The organism is Massilia sp. NBRC 108631, assembly GCF_059704565.1.
Genome location: NZ_BAAKJE010000035.1, coordinates 1 through 24,630 on the forward strand (window position 1 = coordinate 1; position 24,630 = coordinate 24,630).

Annotated in this window: 20 protein-coding genes and 1 pseudogene; 10 read left to right on the forward strand and 11 right to left on the reverse strand. The window is 66.1% G+C overall.

Annotated elements, in window-relative coordinates; translation table 11 throughout:
• Nucleotides 1–31: 31 nt before the first annotated feature.
• The 4 genes from AC6H42_RS03655 to AC6H42_RS03670 all read left to right on the forward strand — a co-directional run bounded on the left by AC6H42_RS03655 (nucleotide 32) and on the right by AC6H42_RS03670 (nucleotide 4,971).
• Nucleotides 32–1,438, forward strand: coding sequence for a sensor histidine kinase (locus tag AC6H42_RS03655; protein WP_497547444.1), 1,407 nt, complete (start codon nucleotides 32–34; stop codon nucleotides 1,436–1,438).
• A gap of 167 nt (nucleotides 1,439–1,605) precedes the next feature.
• On the forward strand, nucleotides 1,606–3,039 hold the full coding sequence (locus AC6H42_RS03660) for a sensor histidine kinase (protein ID WP_057156035.1): 1,434 nt from the start codon (nucleotides 1,606–1,608) through the stop codon (nucleotides 3,037–3,039).
• Complete coding sequence (locus AC6H42_RS03665; RefSeq protein ID WP_057156036.1) at nucleotides 3,029–3,613, forward strand: hypothetical protein; 585 nt, start codon at nucleotides 3,029–3,031, stop codon at nucleotides 3,611–3,613. The genes AC6H42_RS03660 and AC6H42_RS03665 overlap by 11 nt, the downstream gene beginning before the upstream one ends.
• Nucleotides 3,613–4,971, forward strand: a complete 1,359-nt coding sequence (locus AC6H42_RS03670) for a sigma 54-interacting transcriptional regulator (protein ID WP_057156037.1) — start codon at nucleotides 3,613–3,615, stop codon at nucleotides 4,969–4,971. Before AC6H42_RS03665 ends, AC6H42_RS03670 begins: the two co-directional genes overlap by 1 nt.
• A gap of 87 nt (nucleotides 4,972–5,058) precedes the next feature.
• Here the strand turns inward: AC6H42_RS03670 and AC6H42_RS03675 are convergent, their stop codons facing one another.
• Nucleotides 5,059–6,672: a methyl-accepting chemotaxis protein gene (locus tag AC6H42_RS03675; RefSeq protein ID WP_497547439.1), complete on the reverse strand. Its 1,614-nt coding sequence runs from the start codon at nucleotides 6,670–6,672 to the stop codon at nucleotides 5,059–5,061.
• Nucleotides 6,673–6,982: 310 nt separating this feature from the next.
• Between AC6H42_RS03675 and AC6H42_RS03680 the strand changes: the two genes are divergently transcribed.
• Nucleotides 6,983–7,309, forward strand: a complete 327-nt coding sequence (locus AC6H42_RS03680) for a BON domain-containing protein (RefSeq protein WP_057156039.1) — start codon at nucleotides 6,983–6,985, stop codon at nucleotides 7,307–7,309.
• Between the two features lie 97 nt (nucleotides 7,310–7,406).
• Here AC6H42_RS03680 and AC6H42_RS03685 read toward each other — a convergent pair whose 3' ends face one another.
• From AC6H42_RS03685 to AC6H42_RS03695, 3 genes are all read right to left on the reverse strand, one after another.
• Complete coding sequence (locus AC6H42_RS03685; RefSeq protein WP_057156040.1) at nucleotides 7,407–8,705, reverse strand: right-handed parallel beta-helix repeat-containing protein; 1,299 nt, start codon at nucleotides 8,703–8,705, stop codon at nucleotides 7,407–7,409.
• A 124-nt stretch (nucleotides 8,706–8,829) separates the two neighbouring features.
• Nucleotides 8,830–10,152 carry a homoserine dehydrogenase gene (locus AC6H42_RS03690; protein ID WP_057156041.1) on the reverse strand — a complete coding sequence of 441 codons (1,323 nt, stop codon included), beginning with the start codon at nucleotides 10,150–10,152 and terminating at the stop codon, nucleotides 8,830–8,832.
• Nucleotides 10,153–10,205: 53 nt separating this feature from the next.
• Nucleotides 10,206–11,438, reverse strand: coding sequence for a pyridoxal phosphate-dependent aminotransferase (locus AC6H42_RS03695; protein WP_057156042.1), 1,233 nt, complete (start codon nucleotides 11,436–11,438; stop codon nucleotides 10,206–10,208).
• A gap of 200 nt (nucleotides 11,439–11,638) precedes the next feature.
• On the opposite strand from AC6H42_RS03695, the gene AC6H42_RS03700 reads away from it, so the two are divergent.
• From AC6H42_RS03700 to AC6H42_RS03710, 3 genes are all read left to right on the forward strand, one after another.
• Nucleotides 11,639–12,016, forward strand: a complete 378-nt coding sequence (locus tag AC6H42_RS03700; protein ID WP_057156043.1) for an Mth938-like domain-containing protein — start codon at nucleotides 11,639–11,641, stop codon at nucleotides 12,014–12,016.
• A 117-nt stretch (nucleotides 12,017–12,133) separates the two neighbouring features.
• Nucleotides 12,134–12,598: a peroxiredoxin gene (locus AC6H42_RS03705; RefSeq protein WP_082551877.1), complete on the forward strand. Its 465-nt coding sequence runs from the start codon at nucleotides 12,134–12,136 to the stop codon at nucleotides 12,596–12,598.
• Between the two features lie 221 nt (nucleotides 12,599–12,819).
• Nucleotides 12,820–14,661 (forward strand): PhoH family protein, encoded by a 1,842-nt coding sequence (locus AC6H42_RS03710; RefSeq protein WP_057156045.1) that lies wholly within the window; start codon nucleotides 12,820–12,822, stop codon nucleotides 14,659–14,661.
• Between the two features lie 57 nt (nucleotides 14,662–14,718).
• On the opposite strand, the gene AC6H42_RS03715 is transcribed toward AC6H42_RS03710, so the two are convergent.
• Nucleotides 14,719–15,483 (reverse strand): DUF4349 domain-containing protein, encoded by a 765-nt coding sequence (locus AC6H42_RS03715; RefSeq protein ID WP_497547440.1) that lies wholly within the window; start codon nucleotides 15,481–15,483, stop codon nucleotides 14,719–14,721.
• Nucleotides 15,484–15,590: 107 nt separating this feature from the next.
• On the opposite strand from AC6H42_RS03715, the gene AC6H42_RS03720 reads away from it, so the two are divergent.
• Complete coding sequence (locus AC6H42_RS03720) at nucleotides 15,591–15,791, forward strand: heavy-metal-associated domain-containing protein (protein WP_497547441.1); 201 nt, start codon at nucleotides 15,591–15,593, stop codon at nucleotides 15,789–15,791.
• A gap of 3 nt (nucleotides 15,792–15,794) precedes the next feature.
• Here AC6H42_RS03720 and AC6H42_RS03725 read toward each other — a convergent pair whose 3' ends face one another.
• A complete protein-coding gene (locus tag AC6H42_RS03725) occupies nucleotides 15,795–16,502 on the reverse strand; it encodes a glutathione S-transferase (protein WP_497547442.1) in 708 nt (235 codons plus the stop codon).
• A 100-nt stretch (nucleotides 16,503–16,602) separates the two neighbouring features.
• Here AC6H42_RS03725 and AC6H42_RS03730 point away from each other — a divergent pair, with 100 nt between their 5' ends.
• The gene (locus tag AC6H42_RS03730) at nucleotides 16,603–17,364 is read left to right on the forward strand and encodes a sulfite exporter TauE/SafE family protein (protein ID WP_057156131.1); all 762 of its coding nucleotides are present in this window, start codon (nucleotides 16,603–16,605) and stop codon (nucleotides 17,362–17,364) included.
• Here the strand turns inward: AC6H42_RS03730 and cueR are convergent.
• From cueR to AC6H42_RS03755, 5 genes and pseudogenes are all read right to left on the reverse strand, one after another.
• Entirely contained in the window at nucleotides 17,354–17,740 is a 387-nt protein-coding gene (cueR, locus tag AC6H42_RS03735; protein WP_057156048.1) for a Cu(I)-responsive transcriptional regulator, read from the reverse strand. The two genes, AC6H42_RS03730 and cueR, sit on opposite strands and share 11 nt — an antisense overlap.
• A 14-nt stretch (nucleotides 17,741–17,754) precedes the next feature.
• Complete coding sequence (locus tag AC6H42_RS03740; protein ID WP_057156049.1) at nucleotides 17,755–18,606, reverse strand: FecR family protein; 852 nt, start codon at nucleotides 18,604–18,606, stop codon at nucleotides 17,755–17,757.
• A complete protein-coding gene (locus AC6H42_RS03745) occupies nucleotides 18,575–22,228 on the reverse strand; it encodes a two-partner secretion domain-containing protein (protein WP_497547443.1) in 3,654 nt (1,217 codons plus the stop codon). The genes AC6H42_RS03740 and AC6H42_RS03745 overlap by 32 nt, the downstream gene beginning before the upstream one ends.
• A gap of 8 nt (nucleotides 22,229–22,236) precedes the next feature.
• Nucleotides 22,237–23,814, reverse strand: a complete 1,578-nt coding sequence (locus tag AC6H42_RS03750) for a ShlB/FhaC/HecB family hemolysin secretion/activation protein (protein WP_057156228.1) — start codon at nucleotides 23,812–23,814, stop codon at nucleotides 22,237–22,239.
• A 228-nt stretch (nucleotides 23,815–24,042) separates the two neighbouring features.
• Nucleotides 24,043–24,630, reverse strand: a pseudogene (locus AC6H42_RS03755) (hypothetical protein); the annotation flags it as partial.

A 24,630-nucleotide genomic window follows, 5' to 3' on the forward strand; every position in this document is an offset into this window, starting at 1 on the left:
ATCCGGCCCGCCGGCGCAGGCCGCCACCCCATTGGGCAGCCTGCGCGGCCAGCTGATGCGCTGGCTGCTGGTGCCGCTGATCTTCCTGATGGCGCTGGACGCGGTCTCGGTCTACCGCAACGCGCTGGACGCGGCCGACATGGCCTACGACCGCTCGTTGCTGGCCTCCACGCGCGCGCTGGCCGAGCGCGTCTCCGTCCAGGATGGCAAGGTGGTGGCCGATGTGCCCTACGTGGCGCTGGACAGCTTCGAGACCGACACGCTGGGCCGCATCTTCTACAAAGTCAGCGGCATCAACGGCGAAACCGTGTCCGGCTTCGCCGACCTGCCGCCGGTGCCTGCCAACGTGCCGCGCTCGGAAGCCTATCCGGCGCTGGTGCGCTTCTACCACGCCCGCTACAACGGCCAGCCGGTGCGCATCGCCGCACTGCTGCAGCCGGTGTACGACGACAGCATGCGCGGCATCGCCCTGATCCAGGTGGCCGAGACGCTGGACGCGCGGCGCGGCCTGTCGAACCAGATCCTGCTCGACACGCTGCTGTGGCAGGCAGGCCTGATCCTGGCCACGGCGCTGCTGGTCTGGTTCGCCGTGCGGCTGGTGCTGAAACCGCTGATGCGGCTGAAGGAAGCGGTGGAAACGCGCAGCGTGTCCGACCTGTCCGACGTCGATCCCGCGCTGGTGCACAAGGAAGTGCGGCCGCTGGTGGAAGCCATGAACGGTTCCATGTCGCGCATCCAGAGCCTGATCGCCAGCCAGCGCCGCTTTATCGCCGACGCCTCGCACCAACTGCGCACCCCGCTCACGGTGCTCAAGACCCAGTCCGAACTGGCGCTACGCGAAGCCGACCGCGCCCCCTGCGACACGGCCGCGCTGCGCAGCATGGTGCAAGGCATCGCCGCCACCACCGACTCGGCGGTGCACCTGGCCAACCGCCTGCTGATGCTGGCGCGCATCGAGCACAGCGGCGGCGCCGACCCGGTGCCGGTGGAACTGCGCGCGCTGATGCAGCAGGTGGCGCTGGAACTGGCGGTGCCGGCGGTCAGCCGCAACATCGACCTGGCGCTGGAGGCCGAGCAAGAGGCGGTGGTCCCAGGGCAAGCCCTGCTGCTGCACGAAATGGTGGCCAACCTGGTCGACAACGCGCTGCGCTACACGCCGGACGGCGGCAGCGTCACCCTGCGCGTCGGCCCCGGCGCAACCGGCGCCGGCACCGTGCTGGAAGTGGAAGACAGCGGCCCCGGCATCCCGGAAAGCGAGCGCGAGCGCGTGTTCTCGCCCTTCTACCGCGCCGCCGCCTCCATGCAGCGCAACCCCGGCGGCGCCGGTCTCGGCCTGGCCATCGTGCGCGATATTGCCGCACTGCATGGCGCCACCATCGCCCTCGGCGACGGCGCCCACAACCAAGGCCTCAAAGTATCCGTTTCCTTTCCCACCTGAAGCATCCTCCTACAAGCGAGCTAAGCCGCATTTCGCCCACTTCGGGGTCAGACCCCGAATTCGGGCAAATGCGGCTCAGCTCGGCAGGTGCAATCGGACGCGGAGTTTGGGCGTTTTCCCCTATGATGCGCGGGATACGCTGCTGAGCCGTCCGGCCCCCGTTTCCTATGTTTCCCAAGCTGTCATTCCGCCATTTGCTGCTGGGCGTGTTCTTGCTGATCGCCGTGCTGCTGAGCGCGACGTCGGTGCATGCCCTGCTGACCCTGGACCGCCTCGCCGCCCATAGCCGCGAGGCGGGCCAGCACGCCATCGCGCTGACCGAGAATGCGCAGCGCCTGGCCGAACGCAGCGTGGCCATGGAGCGCAGCGCGCGCCAGTTCCTGGTGCTGGACGATCCGGCCTTCCGCCAGCGCTACGCCGAGGCCTGGCGCGACGCCCAGGCGGCCCTGGCGGCCGTGGCCGCCGGCCTGCCCGGCGCGCCGCCGCAAACCTTTGCCGACTGGAACCAGCGCAGCGCGGCGGCGTGGGCGGTATTACAGACCCCGCGCGCGCGCCGCGCCGGACGCCAGCAGGCGCTGAACCAGGCCTTGAACCAGGCCCTGGGCGGCCTGCCCGCCATCAGCCAGGCCTTGGAGGACGAGGTGAAACGCGAAGTGGAGCGGCGCAACCAGATGCTGCTCGATGAGCTGGACCAGCGGCGCGGCGTGCTCACCGGCCAGGTGGCCGCCGCCATCGCCGTCGCCGCGCTGCTGGCGGTCGGCTTCGGCGCCTGGGTGTCGCGCCCGCTGAAACAGATCGAACAAGCCATCCACCGCCTCGGCGAGAACCGCTACGGCGACGCCATCGCCGTCGAGGGGCCGAACGATTTGCGCCGCCTGGGCCAGCAGCTGAACTGGCTGCGCCAGCGCCTGTCGGACCTGGAGGCCGACAAGTCGCGCTTCCTGCGCCATATTTCGCACGAGCTGAAAACGCCGCTGGCCGCGCTGGTGGAGGGCGTGGCGCTGCTGGAAGACCAGGTGCTGGGCGCGCTCACGCCCCAGCAGCGCGAAATCGCCGTCATCCTGCGCCAGAACACCGCCTCGCTGCAGAACCAGATCGAAGACCTGCTGCGCTATAACGCGGCCAATTTCGACGCCCAGCACTTGCTGCGCGCGCCTTGCGAACCGGCCGCGCTGCTGCACGAGGTGATCGCCAACCAGCAGCTGCAGCTGCAGGCGCGCGCCCTGGTCGCACGGGTCGACGGCGCGCCGCGCGCCATGCCGATGGACCGCGACAAGATGGCTATCGCGCTGGGCAACCTGCTGTCGAACGCGGTGCGGTTCAGTCCACAGGGCGGCACGGTGCGCTTCACGCTGGACGAGCACCAGGGGCTGCTGCGCATCGATTGCATCGACCAGGGCCCCGGCGTAGCGAAAGAAGACGCCGAGCGCGTCTTCGAGCCCTTTTATCAAGGCGAACGCCAGCCGCCCGGCGCACGGCGCGGCAACGGCATTGGCCTGTCCATCGTGCGCGAATACGTGCAGGCGCATGGCGGCAGCCTGCATCTGCTTCCCTCCCAGGCGGGAGCCCATTTTCGGATCGAACTTCCTTATGACCAGTAAATTGCTGTCCCTGCTGCCCGCGCTGCCCTTGTTGCTGCTGGGCGCCTGCGTGACGCCGGCCCCGCCGCCACCGCCGCCGCCGGTGATGGTGGCGCCGCCGCCAGTCGCGCCGCTGGCGCAAACGCCGCTCACGCATGTCTCGCCGCAGGACGAGGCCGCGCCGCTGCTGGCCTACCATCAAAGCCTGCGCCGCATGGCGCAAGGCGAGCTGCTGAAAGAACTGAGCGGCTTGAGCCTGCAGCAATCCACGCCCAAGCTGTCGCTGCAGATCGGCATGATCCTGATGCTCACACGCGGCACCGGCGACCTGGCGCGCGCGCAGGCGCAATTCGACAGCGTGGCCACGTCCAACGAGCAGGCGGCGCAATCGATCAAGCCGCTGGCGCAGCTGCTCTCGAGCCACTGCGCCGAGGCGCGCCGCCTGTCCGAGGCCAACGAGAAGCTCATCGCGCAGCTGAAGGAAAACCAGCGCAAGACCGAGCAGCTGAACGATATGCTGGAGGGTTTGAAGGCGATCGAACGCAACCTGCCGGTGCGGCCGCCGCCGCAATCGTCGGCGCAGGGAGGCCGCTGATGGCCGGCGCCCACATCCTGCTGGTCGACGACGATCCGGACCTGCTGCGCCTGCTGTCGCTGCGGCTCAGCGCCAACGGCTACCGCGTGACGGCGGTGGGCAGCGCGGAGGCGGCGCTGGCGCGGCTGTCGATCGAGCTGCCGCAGCTGGTGGTGAGCGACATCCGCCTTCCCGACCGCGACGGCATGGCGCTGTTCCAGGAGATCCGCTCGCAGTACCCGGCGCTGCCGGTGATCCTGCTGACCGCACACGGCACCATACCGGACGCGGTGGAAGCGACCACCTTGGGCGCCTACGCCTACCTGACCAAGCCGTTCGACGCCAAGGTGCTGCTGGAGCGCATCGAGCAGGCGCTGAGCCTGACCGCGCCGGCGCCGGTGCACGGCGGCGGCGACGAAAGCTGGCGCGAGGAGATCATCAGCCGCAGCCAGTCCATGGCCGAGCTGCTGGCCGAAGCCAAGCTGGTGGCCGCGTCCGACGCCAGCGTGCTGATACGCGGCGAGAGCGGCACCGGCAAGGAGCTGCTGGCGCGCGCCATCCACCGCGCCAGCCGGCGCGCGAAAGCGCCCTTCATCGCCGTCAACTGCGGCGCCATTCCCGAGCAACTGCTGGAATCGGAACTGTTCGGCCACGTGAAAGGCGCCTACACGGGTGCCGTCAACAGCCGCGAAGGCCTGGTGCAGGCGGCCGACGGCGGCACCCTGTTCCTGGATGAAATCGGCGACATGCCACTGCTGCTGCAAGTGAAGCTGCTGCGCGTGCTGCAGGAGCGCGTGGTGCGCCAGCTCGGCTCCGACCAGGGGCGGCCGGTGGACGTGCGCATCCTGTCCGCCACCCACCGCGACCTGGACACGGCCATGCTCGAGGGCCAGTTCAGGGAGGACTTGTATTACCGGCTCAACGTCATCACGCTGACCTTGCCGCCGCTGTCCGAGCGGCGCGAAGACGTGGCGCTGCTGGCCACGCGCTTCCTGCATGCGCTGGCGGCCAAGTACCAGAAGACCGTCAGCGGCTTCGCGCCGGGCGCGCTGGAGGCGCTCACGCGCGCTTCCTGGCCCGGCAACGTGCGCCAGCTGTACAACGTGGTCGAGCATGTGTGCGCGCTGGCCACCGCCCCGCTGGTGCCGCTCACGCTGGTGCAGCGCGCGCTGCGCGTGCCGTCGCTGGAAGTGCTCAGCTACACCGAGGCCAAGCAGCGCTTCGAGCGCAACTACCTGGTGCAGCTGCTCAAGCTCACCGACGGCAACGTGGCCGACGCGGCCCGCCTGGCCGACCGCAACCGCACCGAGTTCTATCGCCTGCTGCAGAAATACGACCTCAACGCCGCCCAGTTCCGCGCCGACGGCGCCGAGTCGTAGGGCCGCTGGCAACCCGCCATGCCAGGCATGGCGCCGGCGGCCTGCGCGTTGCGCGCCCGGCGCGCGCCGCCAGTCCGCCCTGCGGCTTCACCTGAGCGCCAGCGCCCGGCTGGAGGCCGGGTTGTGGGCATGCTGGCGCGCGGCGCCCGCTTCGATCTTGAACACGCTGACCGCCTGCGCCAGGCTGGCCGCCTGGTCTTGCATGGCCTTGGCGGCCGCCGCGGCCTGCTCGACCAGCGCCGCGTTCTGCTGCGTGACGTGGTCCATTTCGATGATCGCCTGGTTCACCTGTTCCACGCCGGTGGTCTGCTCGCCGCTGGCCAGCGCGATCTCGCCGATGATGGCGCTGACCCGCTGCACGCTCGCCACCACTTCCGTCATGGTGGCGCCAGCCTGGTCCACCAGTCTGGCGCCCAGGTCCACGCGTTCCACCGAGTCGCTGATCAGCGCCTTGATCTCCTTGGCCGCCGCGGCCGAGCGCTGCGCTAGGTTGCGCACTTCGGACGCCACCACCGCGAAGCCCCGGCCCTGCTCGCCCGCGCGCGCCGCTTCCACCGCCGCGTTCAGCGCCAGGATATTGGTCTGGAAGGCGATACCGTCGATCACGCCGGTGATGTCTTCGATCTTGCGCGACGCGTCATTGATGCCTTGCATGGTGGACACCACCTGCGCCACCACTTCGCCGCCGCGCACGGCCACGCTGGCCGCATTCGAGGCCAGCTGGTTGGCGTGGCGCGCGCTGTCGGCATTCTGCTTGACCGCCGAACTGATTTCCTCCATCGACGCGGCCGTTTCCTCCAGCACGCTGGCCTGGCTCTCGGTGCGCGAGCTCAAGTCCATATTGCCTTGCGCGATCTCGGCGCTGGCGGTGGCCACGCCATCGGCATCCTCGCGCACCGTGGCCACGATGCCCTGCAGGCTGGCCCGCATGTTTTCCAGCGCCTGCAGCAGCTGCGCCGTCTCGTCCTTGCCTTCCACCCGCATGGCCACCGTCATGTCGCCCTCGCTCATGCGGTGCGCGCTGCCCACCGCCACCGCCAGCGGATTGGTCACGTGCCGGCTGACCGCAAAGCCGAGGAACACGCCCGCCGCCAGCCCGGCCAGCACCAGCACGATGGTGACGTTGCGGCTGCCGGCGTACAGCTCCGTGTTGGCGTCGGCGACAGCTTTGGCTTCGCTTTCCTTGAGCTGGGACAGCTTGGTCATGGCCACGCCCAATTGCACGCTGGGCTGGACCACGTTGGCGCGCATGTATTGCTGCAGTTCGCTGTCGGCGTGCATCTCGCTGCTCTTGATGCGTCCCATCAGCCCGTCGGCGGCCGCCTGGTCGGCACGAATGACGTCCTGCAGCTGCGCCACCTGGCGGCGCCCCTCTTCTGTCGTAAACAAAGGGCTCGCCTTCGCGATAAAGGCCTGGCTCTTGGCGCGGCCATCCGCGATGCGGCCCCAGGCGTTGTCGCGCTCGGCCTGGCTGGTGGCGAGGATGGCGTCGCGCAGGCCGACCACGGCCTTCAGGCGCTCCACATTGGCCTCCTTGAAGTATGACAGGCCCATCAATTCCTTCTGGTAAAGACGGGTGTCGGCGTCGCTGATGCGCTTCATGTTGTAGATGGCATAGGCGCCCAGCAGCGCGCCTATCGTGGCCACCGCGATGAATGCCAGCACCAGCTTGGTAGAAGTCTTGTAGTTGGACAATTGCATGAGCAGGTCTCCTTGGGTGGGTGTTCAGACTCTACCCAATCGCCGCGCGCCGAGCCATAGCCTTTTTTTCTGTCGTTGCGTGGCGACAGAAAAATGTCCTTGTTATTCAGTGACTTATGAAAATCGCTTGGGAAGCTGTCGCCATATCACGACAAATCATGTGGTGAATCCGCTGCCTGTCGGCAAGTTAATCTTGGCAAATTTACCAAACCCTTGATTTTATTGGAGTTTTTAGAGCTGGCACACCGCTTGCAATAGGATGGATAACGTCACAAGGCGTTCCTTTAAAAACCTTTATGGAGTAGCAAACATGACGAATACCAAAATGATCACCCGCCTGCTGGCCGCCGCCACCCTGACCGCCGCTTCGATCACCGCCGCCTACGCCGTGCCACAGCAAGAAGGCGCGATGGCTGGCGTCGGCACTGCCGCCACCGCCACCGACAGCGCGCTGAGCAAGAAAGTCCAGGCCGCGCTGGGTGACTACAAAGGCGTGGGCGTTACCGCTGCCCAGGGCGTGGTCACGCTGACCGGCCAAGTCGCCAACACCGATATCGGCACCAAAGCTATCCAGGCCGCCTCCGCCGTTGAAGGCGTGAAGGAAGTGAAAAGCGAACTGACCGTCGCCAGCAAGTAATCAAGTTGTAGCGAAGTTTTTGTAGCACCCGCAGTTGATGTTGTAGTACCTACCCAGAGTAAGACCTTTTCGCCGGGCCGCGTTTCGCGCAGCCCGGCTATTTTTTTGCCTGTGCGCGCGGCTCGAACGCGCCCAGGCCCGGCGCGGCGCCACTGAACGGCAGCCCGACGTCCACGCCTTGGGCTGTCAGCGCGCTGCCGGCGCGCGGCCGGTAGTTGGGCAGGACGGGCAGGCTGCCGTCTGCCTGGCGCGGGGCATCCCAGCCTGCGGCGGAGACGCTGTCGAAGTCGGTATCGCGCAGGGTGAGCGGCAGGGTCCAACTGTTGTGGGCCTGGTCGGCGCCGGCGGCATTGCGCACGGTGCGGCCGATGTTGTTGCGCAGCAGGCCGAAACTGGCGGGCGCGCCGTCCGGGGCGATGCCGCGCATGTCGTAGTCGGCGCCGTTGCCGAAGGCGGTGTTGTTGAAGAACTCGAGCGCCAGCGGGTGGTGGTTGGCGTAGAAGCCTGCGGCCTTGTTGTTGAAGGCAACCGAGAAGCGCACGGTGTGCTTGACGCCGTTGGCCGCGTACACGCCGCCGTAGCCGCCGGCCTTGATGCCGTTGCCGTTGCCTGCCGCCAGCGGTGTGGCGGTGCCGGGCAGGTAGCCGTGCTGCCAGGCCCACGAATACTCTATCGTCACCGGGGAATAGGCTTTGATGAGGTCGAAGCCGTCGTCGGTGTTGGCCCACGCGCGGCAGCCGCGGAACACGTTGCCGGGCTGGTTGGCCTTGATGTGGGCGCCGAAACCGTCGGCACTCTGCCCTGCGCCGTTGGACGTGTAGGGGTCGTAGTTGTGGTGCGAGTCGCTGTTCAGCACGAGGTTGTGGCTGCCGTCGGCGATGAATACGCCGGGGCCCATGTTGTGGTGGGCGTCGAGCTGTTCGAACACGTTGTGGCTGCCCTTGATCCACAGGCCCCAGGATTCGTGGTTCAGGCGGTTTTCCGGCTGCTGCGGCGCGCCGGTGATTTCCAGGCCTTTCAGGTGCAGCCAGCTGGCCGAGACGTTGATGCCTTTCACGCGGCAGTCGTCCTTCATGGCGGAAAAGTCGAACACCGGCGTTTCGCCGGGGTAGGCCCAGTAGCGGATGGGGGCGCCTTCGCTGCCGCTTTTATTGAGCGTGACGGCGTCCACCACGGCGGTGCGGCTGGCGCACGCTGTGGTGGCGGCGCTGTAGGCGTAGCGGCCGCCGCGCAGGTAAACGGTGTCGCCGGGCGCGGCGGCGCCCTGGGCGCGGGCGATGGAGCGCCAGGGGGCGTCCTGCGCGCCGCTGGCGGCGTCGTTGCCGGCGGGAGAAACGTACCAGGTGGCGGCGCTGGCGTGGCCGGCGGCCAGTAGCAGCAAGATCAGTGGCTTCAAGGCGGGCTCCGGTGAGAGCGCCAAGGTTAGCACCTGGCGCCGGCGGCGGATGATCGAGTTGCTGATTATTGCGGGCGAAAAAAAGGCGAGCCCAGGCTCGCCTCTGATCTCAAGCGACAGCGGCTCAGCTCAGGTTTTCCAGGCGGATCTTGGTCACGTTGCCCACCACGGTGGACAGCCCTTCCATCTTGGCGATGGCGGCGTTGACGTTCTTCTCCTGGGTCTGGTGGGTCAGGATGATGATATCGGTGCGGGTCTCGTTGTCGCCAGGTTCCTTCTGCATCATGGCGTCGATCGAGATGGCGCCATCGGCCAGGATGCGGGTCAGGTCGGCCAGCACGCCCGGCTGGTCCACCACGTGCAGGCGCAGATAGTAGCTGGTGGTGATCTCGGACATCGGCAGGATCTGGATGTCGGTCATGGCGTTCGGCTGGAACGCCAGGTGCGGCACGCGGTGCTCCGGGTCGGCCGTGGCCAGGCGGGTGATGTCGACCAGGTCGGCAATCACGGCCGAGGCGGTCGGTTCGGCGCCTGCGCCCTTGCCGTAGTACAGCGTGGCGCCCACCGCGTCGCCCTGCACCAGCACCGCGTTCATGGCGCCTTCCACGTTGGCGATCAGGCGCTTGGCCGGGATCAGCGTCGGGTGCACGCGCAGCTCGATGCCTTCCACGCCGTTGACCTTGGCGCGCTTGGCGATGCCCAGCAGCTTGATGCGGTAGCCCAACTGCTCGGCGTACTTGATGTCCACCGCCGCCAGCTTGGAAATGCCTTCCACGTGCGCCTTGTCGAACTGCACCGGGATGCCGAAGGCAATGGCCGACATGATGGTGGCCTTGTGCGCCGCGTCCACGCCTTCGATGTCGAAGGTGGGGTCGGCTTCGGCGTAGCCCAGTTCCTGCGCCTGTTTCAGCACGGTAGCGAAGTCCAGGCCCTTGTCGCGCATCTCGGACAGGATGAAGTTGGTGGTGCCGTTGATGATGCCGGCAAACCAGTCGATGCGGTTGGCGGTCAGGCCTTCGCGCAGCGCCTTGATGATGGGGATGCCCCCGGCCACGGCCGCTTCGAACGCCACCATCACGCCCTTTTCCTGGGCCGCGGCGAAGATTTCATTGCCATGCACGGCCAGCAGCGCCTTGTTGGCGGTGACCACGTGCTTGCCGTTGGCGATGGCTTGCAGCACCAGCGCCTTGGCTTCGTCGTAGCCGCCGATCAGCTCGACGACGATATCGATTTCCGGATCGTTGACGATGTCGAACGGGCTGGCGACCACTTTCACTTTGCCGCCAGTGCGCTGCTTGGCGCGTTCCAGGTTGCGGGCCGAGACGGCCACCACTTCAATGCCGCGCCCGGCGCGGCGGCGAATTTCTTCCTGGTTGCGTTCCAGTACGTTGAACGTGCCGGAGCCGACATTGCCGACACCTAACAGGCCTACTTTGATGGGTTTCATAATGGTGAGTTCCTTGCAGCGCGGCCGGCGGCGCCGGCCCGGCGCTGTGATTATCAGATGGGGCTGCCGTGGCGCTTGCGATAGCCTTCCATGAAGCGCGCGATACGTCCGAACGCTTCCGTCATGTCGTCGGTGTTCGGCAGGAACACGACGCGGAAGTGGTCGGGCGCAATCCAGTTGAATCCGGTGCCCTGGACTATCAGTACTTTGGTTTCTGCCAGCAAGTCGTAGGCGAATTGCTGGTCGTCCGCGATCGGATAGATCTTCGGATCAAGACGCGGGAACATGTACAGCGCGGCTTTCGGCTTGACGCAAGTGACGCCCGGAATGTCGGTCAGCAGCTTGTAAGCCAGATCGCGTTGCTTTAACAGGCGCCCGCCGGGGCCCACCAGGTCTTGTATGCTCTGGTAGCCGCCGAGCGCAGTCTGGATGGCAAACTGGCCCGGCGCGTTTGCGCACAAACGCATCGAGGCCAGCATGTTCAGGCCCTCGATGTAATCTTTTGCATGGCGTTTCTCGCCGGAGACCACCATCCAGCCGGCACGGTAGCCGCAGGCGCGGTAGTTCTTCGACAGGCCGTTGAAGGTGACCATCAGCACGTCGTCCGCCAGCGAGGCGATCGAGGTATGCTGCGCTTCGTCGTACAGCACCTTGTCGTAGATCTCGTCGGCGTAGATGATGAGCTGGTGCTGGCGCGCCAGTTCGATGATCTGCAGCAGGATCTCGTCCGGATACAGCGCGCCGGTCGGATTGTTCGGGTTGATGACCACGATGGCCTTGGTGTTGCTGGTGATCTTGCGGCGCATGTCCTCGATGTCGGGGAACCAGTCCTGCTGCTCGTCGCACACATAGTGCACCGGGGTGCCGCCGGACAGGCTCACGGCGGCGGTCCACAGCGGATAGTCGGGCGCCGGCACCAGCACTTCGTCGCCGGTGTTGAGCAGCGCGTTCATCGACATCACGATCAGTTCGGACGCGCCATTGCCCAGGTAGATATCGTCGATGCCCACGCCGGCGATATTCTTGCCCTGCGTGTAATGCATGACCGCCTTGCGCGGCGCGAACATGCCCTTGGAATCGGTGTAGCCGGCCGCGCCATGCAGGTTGACCATCATGTCGTGGACGATTTCGTCCGGCGGATCGAAGCCGAACACCGCCAGGTTGCCGATGTTGAGCTTGGTGATCTTGTGGCCTTCCTCTTCCATCTGCCGCGCCTTCTCCGGCACGGGACCGCGGATTTCATAGCAAACTTCGGCCAGCTTGTTCGACTTGTTAATCGGTCGCAAAATCTAATCCTATCGAGATAACGGGGCCCGTGGCGGGCGATGCGCGCAAATGGTGCATTGCGAAAATACCCATTCTGCCGAAACCGCTTGATTAAATCAACCTTCGCGGGCCGCAGATCAAGGGAAAACGTTACAATAACGGTCTGAATCGCGTGCCTTTACGCCACTTTACGTACAGATACTTACGCATAAACTTTATTATGAAGCTCCACCCCAACAGCACCCAGGCCTACCAGACCGTCACCGGCTACTTCGCCGGCGGCGTGGAAATCAACGCCCAGCCTTACGACTACAGCCTGATCGTGCTGCCGGAAACGCCGCCGCGCGCCTGGCCGGTGGCCGGTTTCGAGCAGCTGACGGTCGAGCATTTCGAGCAGCTGCTGGCCGACACGCCCGACGTGGTCATCCTCGGCACCGGCGAGCGCCAGCGCTTCGTGCATCCGAAGCTGAGCGCCCCGCTGGTGAACAAGCACATCGGCGTGGAGTGCATGGACACCAACGCCGCCTGCCGCACCTACAACATCCTGATGGCCGAAGGCCGCAAGGTGACGCTGGCACTGATCATCGAAAAGCAATAACAAATATCAGCCGAACAAGCTTGAATAACAGTACATCATCCCCATCTATGCGCCGCTGGGTACGCTGCCAGCGCCAACAATGCCCACGCACCAGCGCCACCGTCCAGGAGAGCACCTGTGGCTGATAGCCCATCCGTAGCAACCGTCGCCGACTTTTCCGCCGCCATGACCAGCGGCCAGACCTTCCAGTTGTCGGGCCGCCCGGCCAAGCACACCGTGCTATTCTTTTATCCGAAGGACAACACCCCTGGTTGCACGACGGAAAACATGGCCTTCCGCGACCTGCACGAGCAGTTTCTGGCGGCCGGCGCCGAAATCTACGGCATCAGCCGCGACTCGCTGAAGTCGCACGAGAACTTCAAAGCCAAGCTGGGCCTGCCCTTCGAGCTGATTTCCGACCCCGACGAAGCCGTGTGCCAGGCCTTCGGCGTCATGAAGATGAAGCAGATGTACGGCAAGACCGTGCGCGGCGTCGAGCGCAGCACGTTTGTCATTGACGGTAGCGGCCGATTGGTGAAAGAATGGAGAGGCGTGAAGGTTCCTGGTCACGTCGATGAAGTACTGGAATTTGTCAAATCATAGAACGTAATACCTCTGACGCACCTACATTCGATTTTGAGTCTGCAAAGTTCTCCCACCAACTGTACCAGGTGGCTGCGGCCACCAACCGGTACATTCAACGGGCGTTACCCGCCCGCGGCAGTTCTTATATTTCTTTTCGTCAGCATCCACCCCATGCGCCGCTCCCTGCGGGACGTGTGCTATGGGCGGACCCTTCCAGCATTTTTTAGATCGAGATCCTGATGCCACTGCCAAAACTGCCTACCAAGCCGGCAACCCTGTTGCTCGCGAAAGATTACCCGAAGGCCAGCGGCGTTCGTCCCCAGCCTTTGCCTGTTGTTGAACTGGCGCCTGCCGCGCCGAAAAAAGCTGTCAAGGCAGCGCCGGCGGCCAAGTCCGCCAAAGCCGTTGCCCCGGTCGCTGCGCCAGCCGCACCGATTTCCGTTGTCGCCGCACCGGCCGCCAAGGCCAAGACCGCCGCCGCGAAACCGGCGCCAAAGAAAGCCGCACTGCTGCAGGCCGCGCCTGCTCCCGCAGCGCCCGCAGCACCGTCGCCGAAGGCCAAGTCGCCGCGCGGCAAGTCCGCGCCGGTGCTGGTCGAAGCGCCGCATCCCGCCAAGCACAAGCCGGTGGAAGTGACCATCAAGTCCTCCACCAGCCGCCATGCCGACCAGGAAGGCAGCACCAAGCTGTTCGTGCTCGACACCAACGTATTGATGCACGACCCGTCGTCGCTGTTCCGCTTCGAGGAGCACGACGTCTACCTGCCGATGATGACGCTGGAAGAGCTGGACAATCACAAGAAAGGCATGACCGAAGTGGCGCGCAACGCGCGCCAAGTTTCGCGCACGCTGGACGCGCTGGTCGGCAGCACCGACGACGACGCCATCGAGAGCGGCATCCCGCTGTCCAAGCTGGGCAACAAGGACGCCAAGGGCCGTTTGTTCTTCCAGACCAAGCTGCAGATCGCCGAACTGCCGTCCAGCCTGCCGCAAGGCAAGGCCGACAACCAGATCCTGGGCGTGGTGCGTTCGCTGGAAGACGAGCAGCCGGGCCGCGCCGTGGTGCTGGTGTCGAAAGACATCAACATGCGCATCAAGGCGCGCGCGCTGGGCCTGCCGGCCGAAGACTACTTCAACGACCACGTGCTGGAAGACACCGACCTGCTGTACTCGGGCATCGTCCAGCTGCCGGACGACTTCTGGAACAAGCACGGCAAGGACATGGAGTCCTGGCAGGAGAACAAGAACGGCCAGAGCGCCACGTTCTACCGCGTCACCGGCCCGGTCATCCCGACCCTGCTAGTGAACCAGTTCGTGTTCCTCGAGCCGGCCAACGGCGAAGCGCCGTTCTACGGCCAGGTCAAGCAGATCAATGGCAAGACCGCCGTGCTGCAAACCCTGCGCGACTACAGCCACAACAAGAACAGCGTGTGGGGCGTGACCGCGCGCAACCGCGAGCAGAACTTCGCGCTGAACCTGCTGATGAACCCGGAGTGCGACTTCGTCACGCTGCTGGGCCAGGCCGGTACCGGCAAGACCCTGCTGGCCCTGGCGGCCGGCCTGGCGCAGGTGCTGGAGACCAAGCTGTACAACGAGATCATCGTCACCCGCGTCACCGTGCCGGTGGGCGAGGACATCGGTTTCCTGCCGGGCACCGAGGAAGAGAAGATGTCGCCATGGATGGGCGCCTTCGACGACAACCTGGAAGTGCTGAACAAGTCCGACAGCGATGGCGGCGAATGGGGCCGCGCGGCGACGCAGGACCTGATCCGTTCGCGCATCAAGATCAAGTCGCTCAACTTCATGCGCGGCCGCACCTTCGTCAACAAGTTCCTGATCATCGACGAGGCGCAGAACTTGACGCCGAAGCAGGTCAAGACCTTGGTGACGCGCGCCGGTCCCGGCACCAAGATCCTTTGCCTGGGCAACATCGCGCAGATCGACACGCCTTACCTGACCGAAGGTTCGAGCGGCCTGACCTACGTGGTGGACCGCTTCAAAGGCTGGTCGCACAGCGGCCACGTGACCCTGGCGCGCGGCGAACGCTCGCGCCTGGCCGACCACGCCAGCGACGTGCTGTAACAACATCGGCTTCAATGCCAAGCCAGCCCCGCCCGCCTCACCGCGTGCGGGGCTTTTTTACTTCCGCTTGAACTTTCGCCAGAGCCTGCGTCCGCCCAGCCAGGCCATGAACGCCGCCAGCAACCAGGGCAGCAGATACGCCAGGCCCGTGACGAGGCTCGATACGCCCTGCGACAAGTTCTGCGTGAATTCGGATAACGCGCTGCCGATCGGCGACCAGAACGACCTGTGGTGGTGTGCGTCGATCCGGACCGTCAGCAGATCCAGGTTCACGCGCTCCAGCAGGTGCGCATTCTGGCCCGTGGCCTGCTCCAGCTCGGACTGCACCGAGGCCAGTTCTTTGGACAGCTTCATCAGGGTATCGATGCTGTTGCCCGCCTTGTCCTCCAGGCCCTTCAGCTTGCGCTCGTAGTCCCGCAGCATGTCGAGCCGCTTGTTGCTGTCGATGATGGACTTGGCCAGGTCGTCGACATGGGTCTGCCGGCTCTGCACGCTGCCGCCGGCCGACGCCAGCGCCACCAGCCGGGCCACGCCGGCCGGCTTGGCGCGCAGCTTCACATGCGCGCTCGGATCGCGCCCCTGGCTGCTGCCGGACTCCAGCAAGGTGCAGTTGTTCTCGCGGTCCGCCTGGCAGGCGGCGACCAGCTTGTCCGCCAGCGGCCGTACCTGGGCCTCGTCGGTATCGATGGACACCGTGTGCTCGTAAGCGAGGAACTGCCCCCTGCCGCCCTCCTTCAGGGCGGCACCGCCCTGCGCGCCGGTCTCCACCGGGCCGCCGCACGCAGTCAGCGCCAGCAGGCCCATCCATAACCATCGTTTCATGCTGCTCCCGTTCAATGAATTGTGCTGTCAAAATAACACAGCTTTAGCGCTTGACCTTCCTACGATGGGAAGGAGTACAGTGATCACATCACAACAAGGAGGTCGATATGTATCAGCTGCAAGTGGAAGAAATGAGCTGCGGTCATTGCGTGGCGAGCGTGACCAAAGCGGTGAAGGCGGTCGACGCGCAGGCGAGCGTTGAGGTGGACCTGGCGTCCAGGCTGGTGAAGGTGCAGTCTGGCGCGGCGCTGGACGCGGTGAAGGCGGCCATCGCCGGCGCGGGCTTCCCGGTCAGCGCGGCGCAGTAATGCCTACTCGAGTTCAGGGTAACGGCGGAAGATGCCGTCCTCGTTGAAGGGTATGCGGCGTTTCGATGCCAGGTAGGCGGCAATATTGGGACGCTGGGCCACCATGGCGTGCAGGGCCAACAAGCCCGGCCAGCCGGGCTCCAGCCTCGCCATCGCCTTCGGGAAGGCATAGCGCAGGCCCTCGACCAGCTGGAACAGGGACAGGTCCACGTAGCTCAGGCGCTTGCCCACCATGTAGCGGCCGCCATTGTTCTGCAGGATTTGTTCGAAGTAGCCGAGGAACTTGGGAATGCGTTCGGCCGTAAAATCGGCCGCGCGCTTTTTCGCTTCCTTCTTCTGGTCTTCGTAATACAGATTGGTGGACACGGGGTGGTGCGTGTCGTGCGCTTCGTTGACGATGTCGGCGATGGTGAGCTGCAGCTGGTGCGCCCACAGCCAACCCGCTTCGGCGCGTGGCGCCAGGCCGTGGCGGCGGCCCAGGTAAAGCAGGATATTGGCGGTCTGTCCGATGAGCAGTTCGCCCGCGCGCAGCACCGGCGGCGCAAATGCGGCGCGCTCTTCTTCGGCGGGATCGATGGATGCCTCGGTGGGCTTCATGCCGCCTTTGCCGCGCGCCACGTCCTTGTAGGCGGCGCCCGCCTCCTCCAGCGCCAGCCGCACAAATTCGCCACGGCCCTGGATGGTGGGCCAGTAATACAGTTCATAAACCATCGCCGCCTCCCCGCGCATTGCTGAAACGGCCATGATGCCCGAAACCGCGCCGGCCCGGCGCGGCCGAGCGGCGGCGGGTCGGCCCGGCTATAATCCCCGCATGTCTCCCGTCCCTCCCCTCGAACTCCACACCGTCCTCCTGATCGCAGCCGCCGGCCTGTTTGCCGGGGTGCAGAACGCCCTGGCAGGCGGCGGCTCCTTCATTACCTTCCCGGCCCTGCTGCTGGCCGGCCTGAACCCGGTGGCGGCCAACATGACCTCCACCCTCGCCATGTTCCCCAGCCAGACCACTTCCGCCATCGCCGGCCGCAAGCTGGTGGGCGGTGTGGGCGGGCTGACGTTCAAGCAGCTGTTCGCTATCAGCATAGTCGGCGGCGTGCTTGGCGCCATCCTGCTGATGGTAACGCCGCCGCTGTTCTTCTCCAAGCTGGTGCCGTGGCTGGTGCTGTTCGCCACCTCGGTGTTCGCCTGGGGCAGTTTCCGCAGCCAGCCGCTGCACGCCGTGAGCGGCATGCCCACCGGCGCGCTGGTGGCGGTGCAGAGCTGCATCGCCGTCTACGGTGGCTATTTCGGCGGCGGTATCGGCTTCCTGATGCTGGCCGCGCTCACCATTGCCGGCCAACAGATCCGCATGGCCACCGCCACCAAGAACATGCTGGCGATGGCCATGAATGCGTCCGCCGCGGCGATCTTCGCCTTCTCGGGCATGATCAGTTGGCCCGCCGCGCTGGCGCTGTGCGCGGGCGGCATTGTGGGCGGCCTGTGCGGTTCGTGGCTGATCCACCGCATGCCGGAAAAGCTGATGCGCGGCTTCGTGGTGGCGGTCGGCGCGGCGCTGACCGTGTGGATGTTTATTCGCTGAGCGTTTGCAGGATGGGGCAGTCGGGACGCTGGTCGCCGTGGCAGCACGATGCCAGCGTGGCCAGCGTGTCGCGCATTTCCGTCAGCTCGCGGATGCGCTGATTCAGTTCGTCCACGTGCGAGAGCGCGATCTTTTTCACGTCGGCGCTGGCGCGTCCGCTGTCCTGCCACAACGACAGCAACTCGCGGATCTGCTCCAGCGAGAAGCCCAGCTTGCGGGCGCGCTTGATAAAGCGCAGCGCATGCAAGTCCTTGTCGCCATAGATGCGGTATCCCGCCTCGCTGCGCCGGCTTTCGCTGACCAGCCCTATGCTTTCATAGTAGCGGATCATCTTGGCGGTCACGCCCGATGCCTGCGCTGCCTGGCCGATATTCATGGCTTGCTCCGGGTTTAGCGGACTTCGCAGTCGACGGCGTTGGACTTGGGCTGCGAGCTGGTACCACTGACCGGCGGCGGAGCCGAGAATGCCGGGGGCGGCAAGAAGATGAGGCCCGGATTCTTCGGCACGATGACCGGCGCCATTATCGGGTTGGCCGTGTAGCCGAACTGGCCAGCCGAAAATTGCTGCGCTCCGCCCTTGTTGCTGACATTGATCAGGCCATCGATCACCTGCACGTACAGGCCGGGCGGCAAGACCGGCGCGCCGACCGGCGGCCGTGTCATCGACGGCGACGCCTGCGCCAGTTGCAGCGGCGCGATCGGCATCACGCTCTCGCCCAGCGCGGCGGTGCTGGCGTTGAGCCAGGCTTGCAGCGACGCCATGGCGCGTTGCTCTTCCTCCGGCACGAAGTCGGCGATGAAGGTGGTGCCGCGGATGCCGATGGTGGCGCTAGGCGTCTTCAGTTCAAATTTTTCCTTGTTGCGCTTGCCCAGCAGGCCGGTGACGGAACGCAGGCCGCCTTTCACCAGGCTGAAATTGGCGCTGTCCTGGTCCGGCTTGGCGTTGTCGAAGGCGTAGCTGTCTATCTTCATGGTCGTCGACGGCTTGAGGGTGATCTCGCTGTTGTCGATGAAGCGCACCAGCGCGTAGGTGTTCTTTTCCGTGACCAGCGTGTCGCCGCTCTCGACCTCGGACTTGAGCGACAGGATCTTGACCGCGCCGCTGGCCTTGCGCGCCATCAGCGGGCCGCTCAGCTGCACGACGGTGCCCGCAACTTGCGCCGCCAGGGCCAGGGTGCAACTGCACCACAGGACCAGCAGCAACAAGGCTTTAGTTGCAGTACATTTTTTTAGCTGGCTCATTTTTGATTCCCGATTGGTCGTTTGAGGCGAGTTCTTTGGTGTCCGATTTGCTGTCGGTCTGGTCGTCCGGCGTGGAGGATGTGCCGGCCGGACCGCCGGTTTCCGAGCGCGGCCTGCTGGCGCTGACGGTCTTGATGACTTCATTGGCCGCGATCTGGACTGGCTTCACCGGCTCGCTGGCGGTCGGCGGCGACAGGACCTGACACAGCGCCGAATTCGGCGCTATGGTGCAGATGTCCGCGCTTGGCGGCGGCGTTACCACGGGCGGCGTGACCGGCGGCTCGACCGGCAGCGTCACGGGCGGCTCCACCGGTGGAGTTACCACCGGCGGCGTCACGGGCGGCGTAACCGGTGGCGTCACCGGCGGTTCCACCGGCGGCGTCACCGGCGGCGTCACCGGCGGAGTAACCGGTGGCGTCACCGGCGGCTCCACTGGCGGCGTCACCGGCGGCGTTACAGGAGGCGTTACCGGTGGCGTAACTGGCGGAGTCACAGGCGGCGTTACCGGTGGCGTGACCGGTGGGGTGACTGGCGGGGTAACGGGTGGCGTTACTGGCGGTGTGACCGGAGGTTCGACCGGCGGCGTGACCGGCGGAGTAACTGGTGGCGTTACTGGCGGAGTAACTGGTGGCGTGACCGGCGGCGTCACGGGCGTATTCTGGTTCGCTTGTGTGACCAGTTTGCCCGGCGCGGTCTGCACGGTGGCGCTGTTCAGTCCGACAATGGCGGCGCCGGCGGTGAGCGTAACGCTGCCGCTGCCGGAGCTGACCAAGGCGCTGCTGCCGAAGCTCAGCACGTCCGTGGCGGCGCCGCTCGAACCGGCCACCAGCGAAATATCGCCCGAGGCCGTGCGCACGGCGCCGTTAATGGTCAGCGGGCTATGCGCGGCCAAGGTCACCTTGCCAGTATCCGTGCTCACAGTGCCGCCTGCGTCCAGCAGGGTGGCGCCCGTATTGTGCAGCGTGATGGAACCGCCATTGCCGCTTGCCAGCGTGAGATTCTTGATGGTCAGCTGGGCCGCCTGGGCCGATACCGGATTGGCAGCGTAGTTGACGTTGTTGATATCGATGGAATGGCTGCCGCTGGCGGCCGTGCTGCGCGCCGACAGTTGCGACACCACCGTCGACAGTGGGTTGTCCGCCGCGCCGATACTGCCGCTGGCCGTCATGTCCAGCGCGTTGGCGGTGAGCTTGCCGCCGCCATTGCTGATGGCGCCCGCTTTCAGCACCAGCGTGTCCGCAACCGAAAGAACATCGCTCGCCACCGACAAATCCTGCGCCGTATTCAGTTGCAAGACGCCGGCCTGGATGGCAGCCAACTCGGCAGCCGACAGCGCCAACACGCCACCGCCGCTGTCATTGCTCCCGCCGCCGCCCAATTGGATGCCAACGGTATCGCTGTAGGCGGACAGGCTGGCCAGGCCGCTGGCGCTGATGGCGCCCGCCGTGACGCCCAGTTCCATATGGTCCGAACGCAGCAAGACGTTGTGCGCCGCCAGCTTGCCGCCGGCGCCGAACCCGATGCCCGCCGCGCCGCCGTAGGTGCCCAGCGACAGCGTACCGTTGGCGCTGCTGGCTTGCACCGTGCTATTGACACCGATGTCGCCCGCGCTTTCGATGAAGAGGTTGCGCACCGTCGCCAGTTCCAGCGCGTCGGCTACCACCACGCCGCCACCGGCGCCGCTGCTGCCGATGTTCACATTCAGGGCCGAGATGCGCGCCAGGTCCGCCGGGGCCAGCGTCAGTTTGCCCTCGTGCATGCTGTTCGACACCAGGATGGCGCGGTCCGCCGTGTACGGCACGAAGGACACCGTGGTGCCCTCGCCCGCGCCGCCGCCGTCCACTTTGCCCTGCAGGCTGACATTGTCCGCCATGAAGAAGAACAGCGGCGAGTAAGCCGCATCGGAGTCGCCAGTCAAGCTGCCGCCCTGGCCCACCGCGATGCCGCCGCCGGACTTGTTCACGCGCAGGTCGGCGTCGCCCAGGCCGACACGCACGGCCGCGTTCAAGGCCACGCTGGCGCCGCTCAGCACCAGGTTGCCGCCGTTGGTCGACAGCGCACCGTTCACGTTCACCGCGCCGTAACCGCTGGCGGTATCGCCCAGGTTGGCCTGCAGGATCACCGGACCGCCATTGGTGGTCAGCGCGGCGTTCACGTTGATATCGCCGCCCGCCTGCGCCGACAAGCCTACGCCTTGGGACAAGATGTTGACCGCGTCCACGAAGGTAATGTCGCGGCGTGCCTGCAGCGCCACGTGGGTGGTGGCACTATTGAGGGTCTCCGGGGCGATCGAGGTGATGCCGCCGGCCAGGCCCGCACCGAAATTGGCCACGTCGTCGCGCGTGGCGGTGCCGCCGGTGGCGACGGTGATGAATTCAGGGTCCAGCAGCCACAGGCCGGCTTTTCCGTCCTTCGCCTGCGCCCGCGTATCGACGCGCACGCCGTCCACGTCCAGCAAGTGGCCGGAGGTTTCCACCAGCCCGCCGTTGCCCCCCGCCAGGCCGCCGCGCGCCGACAGCCTGCCATGCGCGCGCGCCGCCTGATCGCCCCAGACGATGACCTTGCCGCCGTCGCCGGACGCGCTGGCGTCGGCCGCGACACTGGCGTTCTGGCTGACGAAGCTGAACTGCGCGTTCGGCACCGCCGCGTTGTTACCTTGGTAGCCGCCGCCGATCAACACCGTGCCGCCGCCGGCCGCGCCGCTGGCGTCCACCGCCGCGTCGCCGGTCAGGCCCACGCGCTCGCCCAGCAGCTGGATCTCGCCGCCCCGGCCCGCGCTGTTGACGGCGCTGGTGTGGCTGCCCGCTTCCAGCAGCGTGGTGCCGCTGGCGCCGCTGGCTTTCAGCACGATCTTGCCGTTCGCGCCCAGCGCCGCGCTGTCGGCGTTGATGCGCCCGCGCTGGTTCACCAGCGCGCCGTAGATGCCGACCTTGCCGCCCGCCGCCAGCACCTGGCCCAGGTTCAGCGCCTGGTCCGCCGGCGCCGACAGCACCACGTGCACGTCCGGGTTGGCCGAATCGACCAGCTGCACGCTCTTGCCGGCCGCCAGCATGACCTCGCCCTGCGGCGAAGTGATCACGCCGCTGTTTTCCACGCTGGCGCCGATCAGGTAGACCTGGCCGCCGCCCGGGGTGCTGATGCTGCCCTGGTTGACAACCTTGCCCGCGCCCTCGCCGCTGAAGCGGTTCCTGCCGGCCAGGAAGTCGCTATTGCTGATGGCCAGGCTGGAGGCCACCAGGCCGTTCACGTCCACCCGCGCATCCTTGCCGAACAACACGCCGTTCGGGTTGATCAGGTAGACCTTGCCGTTCGACTGCAGCGCGCCGAGGATCTTGCTGGGGTCCTGGCCGACAATACGGTTCAGCACCTTGCTGTCGCCGCCCTGCTGGATGAAGCGGGTGATCTCGCCGGCGTTGATGGAAAAGCTCTGCCAGTTGATGATGGTGTTGGGCGCGTTCGCAATCGAAAACAGGTTGCCCTGCTGGCTGAATTGCGCCTGTCCCGCCACCACTTGCGGCGCCGTGGGATTGGCTTGCGCAGCCGCGCCGAAACAGGCGGCAACGGTGGCCGCCAGCAGTTTGCGCTTCAGGTTCAGGTGGCCAGGGAAATACGCTCGCATCATTAACTCGTTCAATAAGACAGTCCCAGCCGCACGTGCAGCCGGTTGGCGCTGCCGCGCCCCGTTGCGCCCGCCTGGACCACATGGCCGTAGTCGAGCTGAAGATTAAGGTAAGTGGCCATCAGCACGCGCAGGCCGAGGCCGGTGCTGCCGATGGTGGTGCTGGCCAGTTCACCGGCCAGCGCGTGGTTGCGCGACACGTGGGCGGTGTCGTAGAAGGCCAGCGCGCGGCACTGCCAGCGCTCGCTCCTGCAGAAATTCGGCGTGTACAGCTCCAGGTTGCCGCTCACGCCCTTATCGTTGGAAATCTCCCGCTCGGAAAAGCCGCGCACCGAACTGGCGCCGCCGGCGCCGAACTGCTCGCCGGGAATCAGCGCGTCCGGCGTGTACTGGCCGTTGACGATGGCGCGTACCTGCCAATCCTGCGGCAGGCTGCGGCTATAGCTGCCCGACAGGCGCAGCAGGTTGTAATCGTCCTTGGCGCCGATGCGCGCACGCGTGAAGTCGGCCTGGCTGCCGCGCGATCCGCCGGCCACGTTGTGCAGCACGGTCACCGAGCCGCCCAATTCGCCGAATGCGGCGCTCCAGCTGGCGACGTAGTTCACGCTCAGCGGATGCACCGTCACATCGTTGCCCAGTTCGGCGCCCAGCACCACCACGCTGTTCTTGAAGGCCTTGTGGTCGACGCCGTACACCAGGCGCGAGTCGAGCTTGCCGCGCTTGGCCAGGCCCTGCGTATAGCGCGCACCGAACACGGTGCCCTTGCCGCTGACCGCCAGGTCGATCACGCCGGCCGACACGGTGCCCGAGTCGACGTTGGAATAGCTGCCGAAGAAGTCCAGCGAATCGCCCAGGCTGTAGAGCGGTATGTGGTAACCCACGCCGTACACCTTCACGCGGCCCGGTTCTTCGGCGGTAGTGGTGTACTGCAGGCTGGCCACGTGGTCGCGCCCCCACAGGTTGGCGTTTTGCAGCACGAAGCCCAGGTGGGTCTTGCCGGTCTGCCCGGTGCCGGTGTTGTCGGCGTTCAGCATGGCTTTCCAGGCATCCTCGTCCGTCACCTCGAGACGGGCATCGACCTCGCCGTCGGTGTCGCCGCTTTGCAGTTTCAGGTTGACCTTTTTGGAGGGATTTTCATTGGCCAGGCGCAGGCTGTTCGAGACCTCGTTCAGGTTGGGCGTGCGCCCCTCCTGCAAGGCGGGCAGGCTGCGCCGGATGTTGGCTTCATCGAAGTAGCGGTTGTTCTCCACCTTGACGCGGCCGACTTTGGTTTCGACTACTTTCAGCAGCACCACGCCCTGGTTCAGTTCCTGTTCCGGCAGCTCCACCGTCACCACGTTGTAGCCGCGTGCATGGTAAGCCGCCTCCAGCGCTTCCAGCGCGCGCTGCACGTCGCCAAAGTCGCGCCGCTGGCCCGTGAACGGCGCCACCAGGCGCTCCACGTCGGCCTGGGGCAGCAGGGTATTGCCCTTCACGTCGAAGCGGCTGATCTCGAAGCGGATGTCGTCGCTGGCCCCTTGGGCCCAGGCGGCGTTGACGGCGGCGGCTAGCAAGGTGCCAGCGAAAAAGCGCGCTAGTTTCAATGTCATATAGGCTCTTGGAGTTATTTGGTGCTGCGCTGGTGCGATTATTACCCAGGACCAAGGCAATTCTTCTGAATTTGCCGAAAAATCAAGGAGATTGTCGCCTCAGAAGACACATCCGGTGCGCGGACGGCGAAATGCTAGCACGAATCGGCAATTTAATGCCCAAAAGAAACTAGCATGGCCAATGTGACGGATTGCGGCCGGGGAAGCCGCATCCGGTCCCGCACGACATCAGTTGCAGAACATCTTCTTGGCCGGTTCCGATTTATTGACCGCTGCCTTTTCGGCATCCGGCCCGCTCTTGCCATCGGATTTCTTTTCATCCCCATCGTCGGGCACACTGGACACCGCGCTGCCGCCCGAGCTGGAACCCGCGCCAGCCGCCTCCGCAACCGCAGGCGGCTTCACGGCTGGCGCCGTGCTGGCCGCGCTGCCCGTGCTGGTGGACGCGTTGATGATATTGACCGTGGAGTTCACCGCCTGGCCTACCGGCTGGGTCGGATCGTTCTGCGCCGCAGCAGCCGCCGCGTCCGCCGCTGCCTTGGCCGCCGCCGCGTCGGAGGCCGCCTTGGCAGCCGCATCGGCAGCCGCCTTGGCCGCCGCGTCAGCCGCTGCCTTGGCCGCCGCGTCGGCCGCCGCCTTCGCCGCAGCTTCCGCCTGTGCCTTGGCTGCCGCTTCCGCAGCAGCGTCCGCCGCCGCCTTGGCCGCCGCATCGGCCGCCGCCTTGGCCGCCGCTTCCGCCGCCGCCTTGGCCGCCGCTTCCGCCGCCGCCTTGGCCGCCGCTTCCGCCGCCGCCTTGGCCGCCGCTTCCGCCGCCGC